Source organism: Burkholderia sp. Ac-20353, assembly GCF_017104785.1.
In the GTDB taxonomy this organism is placed as follows: Bacteria; Pseudomonadota; Gammaproteobacteria; order Burkholderiales; family Burkholderiaceae; genus Burkholderia.
In genome coordinates this window covers 1-12,340 of the sequence record NZ_JAAGPL010000232.1, presented here as the reverse complement: position 1 = coordinate 12,340, position 12,340 = coordinate 1, and the positions used below count along the sequence as shown (strand labels likewise).

12 protein-coding genes are annotated in these 12,340 nt (G+C 66.1%); 5 read left to right on the top strand and 7 right to left on the bottom strand.

Going from position 1 to position 12,340, the window contains the following annotated elements; genetic code table 11:
• Positions 1-209, top strand: a 209-nt coding sequence (locus G3N94_RS35710) for an NAD(P)(+) transhydrogenase (Re/Si-specific) subunit beta (RefSeq protein WP_205798588.1), incomplete at its 5' end; no start/stop codon positions are given.
• Positions 210-300: 91 nt separating this feature from the next.
• Here the strand turns inward: G3N94_RS35710 and G3N94_RS35705 are convergent.
• The 5 genes from G3N94_RS35705 to G3N94_RS35685 form a co-directional block, all read right to left on the bottom strand.
• A complete protein-coding gene (locus tag G3N94_RS35705; RefSeq protein WP_205798819.1) occupies positions 301-894 on the bottom strand; it encodes an MFS transporter in 594 nt (197 codons plus the stop codon).
• Positions 863-1,390 (bottom strand): MFS transporter, encoded by a 528-nt coding sequence (locus G3N94_RS35700; protein ID WP_205798817.1) that lies wholly within the window; start codon positions 1,388-1,390, stop codon positions 863-865. Before G3N94_RS35700 ends, G3N94_RS35705 begins: the two co-directional genes overlap by 32 nt.
• A 169-nt stretch (positions 1,391-1,559) precedes the next feature.
• Positions 1,560-3,038 carry an aminotransferase class V-fold PLP-dependent enzyme gene (locus G3N94_RS35695; RefSeq protein ID WP_205798815.1) on the bottom strand — a complete coding sequence of 493 codons (1,479 nt, stop codon included), beginning with the start codon at positions 3,036-3,038 and terminating at the stop codon, positions 1,560-1,562.
• Between the two features lie 260 nt (positions 3,039-3,298).
• On the bottom strand, positions 3,299-4,189 hold the full coding sequence (locus G3N94_RS35690; RefSeq protein ID WP_205798813.1) for an alpha/beta hydrolase-fold protein: 891 nt from the start codon (positions 4,187-4,189) through the stop codon (positions 3,299-3,301).
• Between the two features lie 67 nt (positions 4,190-4,256).
• Positions 4,257-5,357 (bottom strand): OpgC domain-containing protein, encoded by a 1,101-nt coding sequence (locus G3N94_RS35685; protein ID WP_205798811.1) that lies wholly within the window; start codon positions 5,355-5,357, stop codon positions 4,257-4,259.
• A gap of 390 nt (positions 5,358-5,747) precedes the next feature.
• On the opposite strand from G3N94_RS35685, the gene G3N94_RS35680 reads away from it, so the two are divergent.
• Positions 5,748-6,902: a porin gene (locus G3N94_RS35680; protein WP_205798809.1), complete on the top strand. Its 1,155-nt coding sequence runs from the start codon at positions 5,748-5,750 to the stop codon at positions 6,900-6,902.
• A gap of 6 nt (positions 6,903-6,908) precedes the next feature.
• Here G3N94_RS35680 and G3N94_RS35675 read toward each other — a convergent pair whose 3' ends face one another.
• Positions 6,909-7,820 carry a LysR family transcriptional regulator gene (locus tag G3N94_RS35675; protein WP_205798807.1) on the bottom strand — a complete coding sequence of 304 codons (912 nt, stop codon included), beginning with the start codon at positions 7,818-7,820 and terminating at the stop codon, positions 6,909-6,911.
• Positions 7,821-7,995: 175 nt separating this feature from the next.
• Here G3N94_RS35675 and G3N94_RS35670 point away from each other — a divergent pair, with 175 nt between their 5' ends.
• A complete protein-coding gene (locus tag G3N94_RS35670) occupies positions 7,996-9,012 on the top strand; it encodes an aldo/keto reductase (protein WP_205798821.1) in 1,017 nt (338 codons plus the stop codon).
• 214 nt (positions 9,013-9,226) lie between these two features.
• On the opposite strand, the gene G3N94_RS35665 is transcribed toward G3N94_RS35670, so the two are convergent.
• Positions 9,227-10,123, bottom strand: coding sequence for a LysR substrate-binding domain-containing protein (locus tag G3N94_RS35665; RefSeq protein ID WP_205798805.1), 897 nt, complete (start codon positions 10,121-10,123; stop codon positions 9,227-9,229).
• 564 nt (positions 10,124-10,687) lie between these two features.
• Here G3N94_RS35665 and G3N94_RS35660 point away from each other — a divergent pair.
• Both G3N94_RS35660 and bla read left to right on the top strand, forming a co-directional pair.
• Positions 10,688-11,521, top strand: a complete 834-nt coding sequence (locus G3N94_RS35660; protein WP_205798803.1) for a peptidoglycan DD-metalloendopeptidase family protein — start codon at positions 10,688-10,690, stop codon at positions 11,519-11,521.
• Between the two features lie 124 nt (positions 11,522-11,645).
• Positions 11,646-12,340: class A beta-lactamase (bla, locus tag G3N94_RS35655; protein ID WP_205798801.1), on the top strand; the 695-nt coding region annotated here is incomplete at its 3' end.

Here is a 12,340-nt window from a genome sequence, read left to right as displayed (position 1 = left end):
CGGCGGCGCAGGACGACCCGACCAGCCCCATTGCCGGCATGCCGGTGCTGGAGGTGTGGAAGGCGAAGACGTCGATCGTGATGAAGCGCAGCATGGCCTCGGGCTATGCGGGCGTGGACAATCCGCTGTTCTACAAGGACAACAACCGCATGTTGTTTGGCGATGCGAAAACGATGTTGGGTGAGATCTTCGGGGCGCTGAAGGGCTGACGACGGCGGGAAATACGCATCAAGGCACGCTTGCGCATGAACAACTGGCTGGCCAGCACGCAGCGCAGTTTCGATGACCTTGTCGTCTCGCTCAACCAGTCGGCTGTCGACTGCGGAATACCCGGCCTTCCGCCAACAGGAGCGCGAGCGTTGCAATGAGTAGCGTGACGGTGAGATAGGGCACATTCAGCACGTTCCGCTGCGCCACCATTCCGGCAAGCCCCGCGCCGATGCCAAGTCCGAGATCGTTGCTGAAGCCAAGCCAACCCATTCGCGATCCCAACTGCGATTCCGAAGCCCCCTTGGCCAGCGACGAGATGAAGCTCGAGTTGCAAGCGCCGATTCCGACGCCGAAGAGACCCGCAATCACGCACAGACTCACGAGTTCGCGCGCGATCAAAATGCCGATCGCCGCGGCCGCCGCCAGTGCCAGGCCGGATAAGCTCAGGATCTTGCCGCGACCGGAATCGACACCGCGTCCCCCGACGATGCGTCCGAACGCGATGGAGACGCCGAAGCAAATATAAACAATCGGGAGTCCTGTATTGATGTTCTTTGCTTTTGCGATGATGGGAAGGAATGCCTCGAGGGTGCCCATCGCGGAGGCGGCAATAAAGGCGGCAACGAGGATCTCGCTGACGCTGTGGGGTGCTTTATCTTTGTCCGGAACACGGCAGCATTCCAAATGCTCCGAGGGCTCGACCGAGACGATCGGGCGATGCGGTCTGTGCAATCCATGTGTATGTCGCAACGAGCGCCAGGCTTATTCCCGCACCCTGAATGATTCTCGGAAGTATCAGTGTTGCATTCGCCGGAAGAAGGGCCAGCAGAATCAACGCGATTCCCAGGCCCGCGGCGCCAAGCTTGATCGCGCTACTGCTGCCGGTTCGTGCAATGACGGGGCCCGCTGCGAATCTGACGATCCCCTGCGCAATCAACGCCGCGGCGATGACGGGCCCGATCGATTGCGGGGACATGCCGTTTGAAAGCATATATAACGGCAATACGACGATCAGGCTCGCATTCGCGGTGACTATTACGGTTCCACCCAGCCAGAGCGAAATTTTCTCGGTTGTCACGTTGAGCGATATCCATATGGATTGCTGCGTGGAAACGTCGATCAGGCACTGTGGTGTGGACCGAAAATCCCCGTTCCTGCCCGGACTTCGGTTGAGCGACATGCCGTCGCCAGTTCATCGTCGCCGGGCATCCCCGTTGAAATCTCTGGAAGATGAGATTTTTCCGCCACTGCGCCAGAGTCAGGAAAAACGAACGGGCATTATACGAGGCGGGAGGAATGCACATCTGCACGCAAAGCGGCGCTGCAAACCGAGCGCCGATGCCGCGTCGTCATGCCGAACGCCGAGCCGCCAGCTGATTCCACAGCATTCCGGACCGATTGCCGCTTCGGCAATAAGCGAGAACCGGCTTCGGCAATGCGTCGACCATTGCTGCAAACGCATCGACTTCCGCATCGCCAATGTGGCCAGACTCGACGGGAAGGTATTGCGCGTCGAGCCCCAGTTCGCGGGCAGCGGCGGCGATCTCCGCAAACGCCGGTTGATCGGCGCTTTCTCCATCGGGCCGGTTGCAGATCACCGAGCGATAGCCCGCGTTGCGAATGGCTTTCAGGTCTTCCGGCATGATCTGGCGCGACGCGGCAAACCCGTTCGACGCGGTCGACCGGCATTGCTCGATGGCTTTCCGGAAGCAGGAAATCGCGAAGTCGATGTCCTGTTCGGTCGTGAAGCGTCCGACGCTGATACGGACGGTGCGGCTCGCCGAATCCGCATCCAGACCGATTGCCGTCAGAACATGGGACGGCGTGCCGGCGGCCGAATTGCACGCGGATGTGGACGACACGGCGAGTGCGTCGCCGAGCATGAACGGGAAGAAGCCGGGTGCGTTCACGGTCAGGCTCAGCGTATGCGGGATGCGTCGCGCCGCGCGCGCGTTCTGCGTGACGTCTCCGAGCGCGAGTACGGCGTCCGCCAGACGCGCGCTGAGCGCGGATATCCGTGCAGTGTCGGCCTCGAGTTCGTCGGCCGCCAGTTCGCACGCGGTGCCCATGCCGACGATCTGATGGGTCGCGAGCGTACCCGAGCGCAATCCCCGCTCGTGTCCGCCGCCGTGCATTTGCGGTGCAATCCTGTCCGCAATGTCGCGACGGACGAAGAGTGCGCCGATCCCTTTGGGCCCATAGACCTTGTGCGCCGACATCGACATCATGTCGATTCCGAGCGCGCGGACATCGATCGGCGTCTTGCCGAGCGCCTGTGCTGCGTCGACATGAAGAAGTGCGCCTGCGGCGTGCACGATTCGCGCGATCTCGCCAATGTTCGTGAGCGTGCCAATCTCGTTGTTCACGAGCATGAGCGACACCAGGCCAGTCTCCGAACCGATCGCCGCCGCCACAGCGTCGGGCGTAATTTCACCATCGGCCGTCGGCGTGAGGTAGGAGACCGACAACCCGCGCGTCGAAAGGCAGGCCATCGTGTCGAGAATGGCCTTGTGTTCGATGCGGCTCGTAATCAGGTGGCGCTTTTCGGTGGCGGTATCCGCGTAGCCCTTGAGCGCCAGGTTGTTCGATTCAGTGGCGCCCGACGTCCAGACGATTTCGTCCGCATCCGCGCCAATGAGCGCAGCAACTTGTTCGCGCGCTCGCTCGACCTTTGCCCGCGCCAGCCTGCCCGCCAGATGCGATCCCGACGCCGGATTGCCGAATGCGCCGTCGACACCGAGACAGGTGACCATCGACTCGATCACGCGCGGATCTGCAGGCGTAGTCGCCGCGTAGTCGAGGTAATGCAATGTGTTGTTTTCGCTCATATCCGTTACTTGCCTTGCTGCTCCGTCATGCGGGAAATCATACGGTGGGCAGCGAGGAAAATGGATCCAAATTGAGCTGACAATTGCGCTTCCAATAGAAGATTTTTCTATGACCGTGAGTTATCCGGAGATTCCGTCCGCGATTGCAGCGGCAACAACAAGCTTTTCCCGGCGGATGACGGGCCCGCTACCGGGCTTCCCGATCGAACTGTTGCGCCGGCCAGCCCGACGCCCGGCAAGCAATACGCCGTCGCCCCCGCTTACTTCACGCACTCGAGCGTGTACTTGAGCGCCGGCCCGATCAGCCCGCGCCACACGTCCCACGTATGTCCGCCGTCGACGATGCGCAGCTCGGCCGGATTCTGCGCGCGGCGCAGCTGCGTATACAGCACGCTCGATTCGGCCTGGATCGTCAGGTCGTCGTCGCCGGCGGCGATGAACATCGGCACGCGCCAGTTGCGCGCGAAATAACTGCGCATCAGCGCCGGGTAGTTGAGTTCATGCCACACGCGCGAATCGAACTGCCTGTCGCCGAACACGCCGACGTAGCGGGCCGCCGAGTTGACCGGCGGCTCGTTCGCGTAGACCGCGGGGCTCAGCAGCATCGCGCCGCAGAACAGGCCCGGTTCGAGCAGCGCGAAGCGCAGCGCGCCGAAGCCACCCATCGATACGCCGCCGATCGCGCGGCCCGCGCGCTGGTTCGACACCGCGAAGTGCGCCTCGACGTCCGGCAGCAGGTCGTTCAGGAACGCGCTCTGCATCCGCTCCTTGCGGTCGACGTACCAGTCGGTGCCGCCTTGCGGCATCACGATCACGACGGGCGGGATGTCGTGCCGCTCGATCAGCGCATCCGCGGTCACCTGCAGGCGGCCCTGCGTGATCCAGTCATTCGCGTTGCCCGCGTTGCCGTGCAGCAGGTACAGCACCGGGTAGCGCGCGCCTTCGGGGTTGTAGCGGGGCGGCAGGTAGACCGTATACGACCAGTCGCGCTGCAACGATGCCGAATGGAACGTGCGCATCACGACACTGCTGTCGTCGTTGAGCGGCGCGGCCTGCGCGGCCTGGACGGCCGGGGCAGGCTGGGTGGATTGGGCGGATTCGGCGAAACCGACGGTCAGCGCGGCGGCAAGCAGGAGAATAAATCGGCGCATGGCAAGCGGGGTGAGGATAGTCGCCGCCTATCGTAGCAGCGGCGGATGACGGCTGCGCGGTGGTTTTTTACCGCCGCGTGCGCAGCAATGGCAGCCGCGACGTCAGCGGCGGATACAGCTTCGCGACGAGATACAGCAGGCCCATCGCGACGATGTCGGCGGTCAGCCCGAGCGGCACGTCGAGATAGCCCTCGGTCGCCTGGTACAGCAGCGAATCGACCGCGAGCGAGATCGCGGTGCCCGCGACGAAACACAGCAGGCCCTGCCGGCCGATCGTACCGATCCACGGCATCGCGTGCGCGACCTTCTTCATCCAGCCGAGATGGACGAGCTTGGCCGCGAGCCACGCGATCGCGAGGAAGTTCACGAGGCGCAGCACGCCGAGGTTCTGCTTGATCGATGGATCGGTCGGGAACGGTTCGATGCGCAGCCGGTAGTACGCGCCCGCGGCGACGATCGCGAGCGCGGCCGCGGTCAGCAGCCAGCCCTGCGGCTTCCGCGCGAGCGTCTGGTAGACGGGCTGGCAGCGCGCGACCACGCCGAGCACGAACAGGAACTGCCATGCGAACGGGTTGAAATCCCACGGCGCGCCTTCGACGGTCGGCAGGTAGCCGGCAGCGTGCGGCGCCGCGAACCACAGCGACGCGCTGAACGCGAGCAGCAGCCACGGCTGGCTGCGCGCGAGCGGCAACGCGAGCGGGACGAGCAGCGCGAAGAACGCATACATCGGCAGCACCGACGCGAGGTACGGCTGGCGGCGGAACAGCAGGATGTCGCGCAGCGCGGCGAGCGGCTTCTGAATCAGGCCGTCGAGATCGTTGGTCGGCATGTTCGGGCCGTCGATCGCGAACGCGTTCAGCGCGGCGGTGATCAGCAGCATCAGGCCGGCCGTCACGAGGAACGCACGGTAGATCTCGAACGCACGGCGGATGAAGCGCTGGCGCGCGGCAGCCTCGTCGTGCCGCTCCGCGAGCGAGTTGTACGCGATCGCGGTGGCGAAGCCGCCGAGGAACACGAACACCTCGGCCGCGTCGCACAGCGCGTATGCGTGCAGCGTGACGCGCGACAGGATGCTGCCGCCGATGTGGTCGATGACGATCACGAGCAGGACAAGGCCGCGGAAGAAATCGAGCTCGGCGTAGCGGCCGGGCTTGGCGGCGGCGCTCATCGGCCGGTCTCCCGGGGCGGCGCGCCGATCGCGCGGCAGGCACGCGCCGCGCGGGTATCGGGGTGAAGCATGAATTCGTGAGGAAATGTGACGAACAGATGTGCATTGTGCCATCGAAGTGCCGGGTTACGGGTTTACGCCGATGGCGGGCCGGCCGCCTGCAGCCCGCAAGGCCCGCGCGTCAATCGGCACAATGGGGTCAGTTGGAAGGGCGCAACGCTTTCCGCGGCGGGCCGCTGCCCCCGATGGACGTTTGATTCGCGACGTGACACCATTTTGACCATTGCGCGGCGTGCCACCCCGCGCCACCCGCCGAGCGGGCCATGCAAAAATGACATTCGCCCGGCGCGCCGCAGGCCGCGCCGGGCATCCCGGTCCTGGAGATTCGAGATGAACAAGCGCGTGATTGTTGCCGCCACGCTCGCCGCCTTCGCCGTGCCGGCGTTCGCGCAAAACAGCGTGACGCTGTATGGCCTGATCGACGAGGGCTTCAACTATACGAACAACGTCAATGTGAACGGCGTCGGCAAGGCCAACTACCAGCTCGCAAGCGGCTATGCGCAAGGCAGCCGCTGGGGCCTGCGCGGCTCCGAGGATCTCGGCGGCGGGCTGAAGGCGATCTTCACGCTGGAAAACGGCTTCGACGTGAACAACGGCCGGCTCGGCCAGGGTGGCCGCATGTTCGGCCGCCAGGCGTTCGTCGGCCTGACCGAGTCGCGCTTCGGCACGCTGACGTTCGGCCGCCAGTACGATGCCCTCGTCGACTATCTCGCCCCGCTGACCGCGAACGGCAACTGGGGCGGCACGCTGTTCTCGCATCCGTTCGACAACGACAACACGGACAACTCGTTCCGCGTCAACAACACGATCAAGTACGCGAGCCCGGACTGGAACGGCCTGACGCTCGGCGGCACGTACAGCTTCAGCAACAGCACGGGCTTCTCGAACAACCGCCAGTACAGCATCGGCGCGCAGTATTCGCTGGCCGGCCTGCAGGTCGCCGCGGCCTACCTGCAGGCGAACAATCCGGGCATCGGCAACGCGGGCGCGATCGCGGCCGACGACGCAAACTTCGTCGCCGACCGCCTGCGGATTTTCGGCGGCGGCATCAACTACACGTTCGGCCCGGCGACGGTCGGTTTCGTCTATACGAAGACCGACGTGAAGAATCCGGTGTCGACCGTCTACCTGCCGGTGTCGACGTTCTCGGGGCTCGGCCTGACCGCGACGAAGTTCCAGAACTTCGAGGTCAACGGCAAGTACCAGCTGACGTCCGATTTCTATCTCGGCGCGCAGTACGTGTTCACGGACGGCAAGTTCGACGCCGCGAACGGCTCGATCAAGCCGAAGTACCACACCGTCGGCCTGATGGCCGACTACAGCCTGTCGAAACGCACCGACGTGTACCTGCAGGGCGCGTGGCAGCGGGTCGCCGGCGACAAGAGCGGCACGGCCGCCGACGGCGGCTACGTGATCGGCACCGACGGGCCGTCGTCGTCGTCGAACCAGTTCGCGGTGCGCGCGGCGATCCGCCACAAGTTCTAAGTGCGCTCAGCCGGCCCGATGCGGCCGGCTGAGCGTTTGCGCGAGCCAGTCGACGAAAATCCGCACGCGCGGCGCGAGGTGCCGGCCGTGCGGAAACACCACCGACACCGGCAGCGGCGCTGCATTCCATTCGGGCAGCACTTCGACGAGCGCGCCGTTCGCGAGCGGCGCACCGAGGCCGTCACGCGGCGCCTGGATCATCCCGAGCCCCGCGAGGCAGCACGCGAGGTACGCCTGCGAACTGTTGACCGACACGACGCTGCGCATCTTCACCGCGTGCATTTCGCCGGTATCCATATCCGCATATTCCCAGTCGAGCTCGCGGCCCGTGCGCGTCGAGAAATAGCCGACCGCGACGTGCTCGGGCAGGTCGTCCGGCGAGCGCGGCGTGCCGTTGCGCGCGAGGTACGCGGGTGACGCGCAGTTCACCTGCGCGAGCTCGCCGATCCGCCGCGCGACGAGTGACGTGTCGGACAGCGCGCCGACTCGCACCGCGCAGTCGATGCCGTCCGCGACGAGGTCGACGAAGCGGTCGGTCGTGCTCATCACGACGCGCAGGTCCGGATACCGCGCATGAAACGCCGGCAGCGCGGGAATCACTTCGTTCAGCGCGAAACGCTCGGGCAGGTCGACGCGGATCACGCCGCGCGGCGACGCACTTGCATCCTCGAACAGTGTCTCTGCGTCGTCGAGATCGGCGAGCAGCCGCATGCAGCGCTCGTAGTAGGTAGCGCCCTCGGCGGTCAGCGCGACGCGCCGCGTCGTGCGCTGCAGCAGGCGGATCTTCAGATGTTTCTCGAGATACTGGACGGCGTTGCTGACTGTCGGGCGCGGCAGCTGCATTTGCTCGGCCGCCTTCGTGAAGCTGCCGAGATGCGCGACGCGCGCAAAGATGCGCATAGCGTGCAGATGGTCCATGCGGGGGAAAGCCTGGCGGATTGGGACAGGCTCCATTGTTAATCACTGTCGAATAGTTTGGTGGAGTCTTTCGCGTTTATCGCAGCGCGCGATCTCGCCAGAATCGCGTCCATCCACTCACCACTGCGAGGAAACGGACATGAAAGCGGACATGAAAGCGGACATGAAAGCGGACATGAAACTGCGTCAACTGGGCCGCACGGGCCCGCAGGTCTCGGCGATCGGGCTCGGCTGCATGGGCATGTCGGATATGTACGGGCCGGCCGACCGCCAGGAAAGCATCGCGACGCTGCATGCGGCGCTCGACCACGGGATCACGCTGCTCGACACCGGCGACTTCTACGGGATGGGCGACAACGAGATGCTGATCCGCGACGCGCTGCGCGGCAGCGCGCGCGAGCAGGTCGTGATCAGCGTGAAGTTCGGCGCGCTGCGCGACCCGGCCGGCACGTTCGTCGGCTACGACGCGCGGCCGGCGGCGATCCGTAATTTTGTCGCGTATTCGCTGAAGCGCCTCGGCACCGACTATATCGACGTGTACCGGCCGGCGCGCATCGATCCGGCGGTGCCGATCGAGGAGACGGTCGGCGCGATCGCCGATCTCGTCAAGGAAGGCTACGTGCGGCACATCGGGCTGTCGGAAGTCGGCGCGGACACCGTGCGCCGCGCGGCGGCCGTCGCGCCGATCGCCGACCTGCAGATCGAATATTCGCTGCTGTCGCGCGATATCGAGGCGCAGATCCTGCCCGCGTGCCGCGAACTCGGGATCGGCGTGACCGCGTACGGCGTGCTGTCGCGCGGGCTGCTGAGCGGGCGCTGGTCGGCCGAGCGGGAAGTGGGGCGCGATTTCCGCGCCGCGAGCCCGCGTTTTCAGGGCGAGAACCTGACGCGCAACCTCGCGCTCGTCGACGCACTGCGGGCGATCGCCGATGAAAAGGGCCGCAATCCGGCGCAGGTGGCGATCGCGTGGGCGCTGTCGCGCGGCGGCGACATCGTGCCGCTGATCGGCGCGCGCAGGCGCACGCAACTGCAGGACGCGCTGTCGGCGCTTGATATGCAACTAACGGTCGATGATCTCGCCCGCATCGAAGCGGCGGTTCCCGCCGGGGCGGCGGCCGGCGACCGTTATCCGGCCGCGCAGATGGCGCACCTCGATAGCGAGCAGGGGCGGGGGGCTGGGCATAAGGAGTGAGGTTCTGCCGGGGGCGTTGCCTCACTGCAGGGCGGCGCAAGTTACTTGAACGATGGGCGGTACGCTGCGGCCGGTCGGGCGGCCTTACTGCCTGCCCGACGGCCCCTGCCGCGCACGCCCGAGTAACCGCACGACTTCGACAAGCGCCACCTGCGACACATAGCCTGGCCGATCGGCCGCCCGGATGTCCCTGCAGCGGCGGCCCGGCCGCATCCTACCGGCGTGTCTCGCCGCCCGCCAGAAACCCGACAAACTCCCGCGTATACTTCGGCAACGCATCGAACGACCGCGCACACAGCGTAAGCTTCCGATGGCTCCACGCATCGGACAGCTCGACCATCCGCACCTCCATCGTCTGCATCGCGCGCAACGCGGCGTGCCGCGACACGATCCCGATGCCGACACCGCTTTCGATCACGCGGCAGATCGCGTCGAAGCTCTTCAGCTGCACGCGATAGCGGATCCGCTTGCCGAGCGTGCGCGCCTGGTCCGCCAGATGGACCTGCAGTGCGCTGCCGTCGGTGAGGCCGATGAAATCCGCGTCGACGATCTCGTCGAACGCGACCTTGTCGCGCTTGGCAAGCGGGTGTCCGGCCGGCACGACGACGAGCAGCCAGTCCTCGCGGAACGGCTTCTGCTCGAGCCCGACGAGGCCGACCGAATCGGCGACGATGCCGACGTCGGCGGTCTTGTTGCGGATCGCGTGCACGATGTCCTGGCTCGAGCGCTCCTCGACGCTGATCGACAGCTTCGGATGATGGGGCAGGTATTCGGCGAGCGCGTCGGGCAGGTATTCGCTGAGCGACGCGGTATTGCACAGCAGCCGGATGTGGCCGCGCAGCCCCTGACCGTATTGCTGCAGCTCGCCGCGCATGTGGTCGATCTGCTGCAGCACGGTGCGCGCATGGTGCTCGAGCGCGCGGCCGGCGTCGGTGACCTGCGTGCCTGACTTGCTCCGGTGCAACAGCGGCACGCCGAGCTCGTCCTCCATCCCGCGAATGCGCTCGCTCGCGGCCTGCAGCGTGATGTGCGTGCGTTCGGCGCCGCCCGTGATGGTGCCCGCGTCGCAGATGTTCAGGAAAAGCCGCAGGTCGGTCAGGTCGAAGCGCATGATGGGGTCAGATGTTATGGTGATCGGCAATAAGGTAGCAGGAACCGCGCACGGGGGCTCAGGCGTTGCCTGAGGCCCGCTTCGCCGCTTCCGTATTTGCGGGGCACGAACAATGCACGATCATTGCGCCACAACGAACCTGGGAGCCTGTCATGCGCATCGATCCGTCTTGGGGCGTGTCGTTCAAGATCGCACTGCATCTGTTCTTTCTGTGTGTCGGCATTGCGCTGGCCTGTCTGGAAATCGCCGAGTGGCTGGGCTGAACGCAGCCGCATCCGCCCCCGGCTTGCCGCCGTTCGCCGAACCGGCGAAGCGTTCGCGGGTCGTGCGGGCATGCGCCAACGCATGAGCGGTGTGGTTGGTCTCCACTGAGCGCCGGAAATTTTTTCGTCAATTTCGCCGCCACGTGTCAAGTTTTTCCCGGTCCCGCCGTATTACCGATATCAAATATGCGGCCGGCACCGGGTCCGTGATCGTTTGTCATCATTGTTTGCATCCGGTTACACGTCGGCCGTCCCAATTTTGAGATGCTTGAAAGATTGTCAAATCTGAATCGGGTCGACCATGGAAAAGCGCGAGATCAACCGTATCGCGGGATGGCTGCCTGGCCTGGCCGCCGTCCTCGTGATGGCCGGCTGCGCGAGTACGCAGCAGACGCCGCCGAGCGATACGCTTGCGGGCGCGTCGGCGGCAGCGCAAAACCCGCCGGCCGCGGCGCAGATGCCGCCGGCGCCGATCCTCGTCGCGCACCGCTATGTGGTCAAACGCGGCGACTCGCTGACGCGCATCGCGGCGGCGAACGACTGCAGCGTGGCCGACCTGCGTCGGTGGAACAAGCTCGGCGCACACAGCCGGCTGCGTTCCGGACAGGCGTTGCGCATCGTGAAGCAGGAAACGCCGCAGGCGCCTGCGCCGACGAATGCCGCGAACGGCGGCGCGACGGCCGCGCCGGGCCAGCCGGCCGCGCAGACCGCGCAGACCGCGAGCGACCGGCAGGTCGTGAAGGACACGAAGCGGCACGCGCACGCCGTCACGCTTGCATGGCCCGCGAGCGGCAGCGTCGTCGAAGCGTTCAAGCCGGGGCAGAACCGCGGGATCCAGATCGCTGGCCGGGCCGGCGACCCCGTGCGCGCGGCCGCCGATGGCCGCGTGATGTACGCGGGCACCGGCCTGAACGACTACGGCAGCCTGATCATCGTCCAGCACAACGCGGATTTCCTGACCGCCTATGCGCATAACCGCAAGCTGCTCGTGAAGACCGGCGACGTCGTGCACCGCGGCGACGAGATCGCGGAGATGGGCGACCTCGACAACTCGCGCGTCGCGCTGCTGTTCGAGGTGCGCCGCGACGGCAAGCCCGTCAACCCGATGCCGTATCTGCCGTCGACGCAAGGCTGACGACGGTGCGTGGGCGCTGCTGGAAACAGGGCGCGTTCGCTGTTACGCTAGCTGGCAGCAGGCCGAGGAGCGCCCGATAAGCGCCTGATAAGCCGCCCCATACTACGCAGCCGCATCGTCATCCATGGACCACTCTCCGTCCCGCCGCTCGCTGCTGCTTGCGGCCGTTGCCGCGCCGTTCGTCGCCGCTTGCGCGCCGGCGCCGGTTGCCGATCATGAGCGCGTCCACGCCGCGCAAGCCCAGCTCGACGCGCTCGAGAAAGCATCGAACGGCCGCCTCGGCGTCGTCGCGCTCGACACCGCGACCGGCGCGCGGATCGCCTATCGTTCGCGCGAGCACTTTCCGATGTGCGGCACGTACGCGGTCGTCGCTGTCGCGGCGATGCTCGCGCGCAGCGCGCTCGACGAGTCGCTGCTGCCGCGCCGCATCCTGTACCGCCGTTACGACGTCGTGTCCGGCTCGCCCGTCACGGAGAGCCACGTCGACACCGGCCTGACGATCGAGCAGCTCTGCATCGCGATGCTGCAATCCGGCGACAAGGCCGCGGGGAACCTGCTGATGGGCGTGCTCGGCGGCCCGCAGGCCGTCACCGCGTTCGCGCACACGAGCGGCGACACGCTGTTTCGTCTCGATCGCTGGGAACCGGAGCTGAACACGGCTGCGCCCGGCGACGATCGCGACACGTCGACGCCGCTCGCGATGACCGAGACGCTGCACCGGCTGCTGCTCGGCGATACGCTTGGCGAACCGCAGCGCACGCAACTGACGAAGTGGATGGTCGGCAACCCGGGTGGCGGGGCGCGCGGCACGGGCATCCA

Coding starts and splice junctions, on each gene's coding strand:
- G3N94_RS35700 (WP_205798817.1), bottom strand. CDS start 1,390: ATGTCGCTCAACCGAAGTCCGGGCAGGAACGGGGATTTTCGGTCCACA.
- G3N94_RS35695 (WP_205798815.1), bottom strand. CDS start 3,038: ATGAGCGAAAACAACACATTGCATTACCTCGACTACGCGGCGACTACG.
- G3N94_RS35690 (WP_205798813.1), bottom strand. CDS start 4,189: ATGCGCCGATTTATTCTCCTGCTTGCCGCCGCGCTGACCGTCGGTTTC.
- G3N94_RS35685 (WP_205798811.1), bottom strand. CDS start 5,357: ATGAGCGCCGCCGCCAAGCCCGGCCGCTACGCCGAGCTCGATTTCTTC.
- G3N94_RS35680 (WP_205798809.1), top strand. CDS start 5,748: ATGAACAAGCGCGTGATTGTTGCCGCCACGCTCGCCGCCTTCGCCGTG.
- G3N94_RS35675 (WP_205798807.1), bottom strand. CDS start 7,820: ATGGACCATCTGCACGCTATGCGCATCTTTGCGCGCGTCGCGCATCTC.
- G3N94_RS35670 (WP_205798821.1), top strand. CDS start 7,996: ATGAAACTGCGTCAACTGGGCCGCACGGGCCCGCAGGTCTCGGCGATC.
- G3N94_RS35665 (WP_205798805.1), bottom strand. CDS start 10,123: ATGCGCTTCGACCTGACCGACCTGCGGCTTTTCCTGAACATCTGCGAC.
- G3N94_RS35660 (WP_205798803.1), top strand. CDS start 10,688: ATGGAAAAGCGCGAGATCAACCGTATCGCGGGATGGCTGCCTGGCCTG.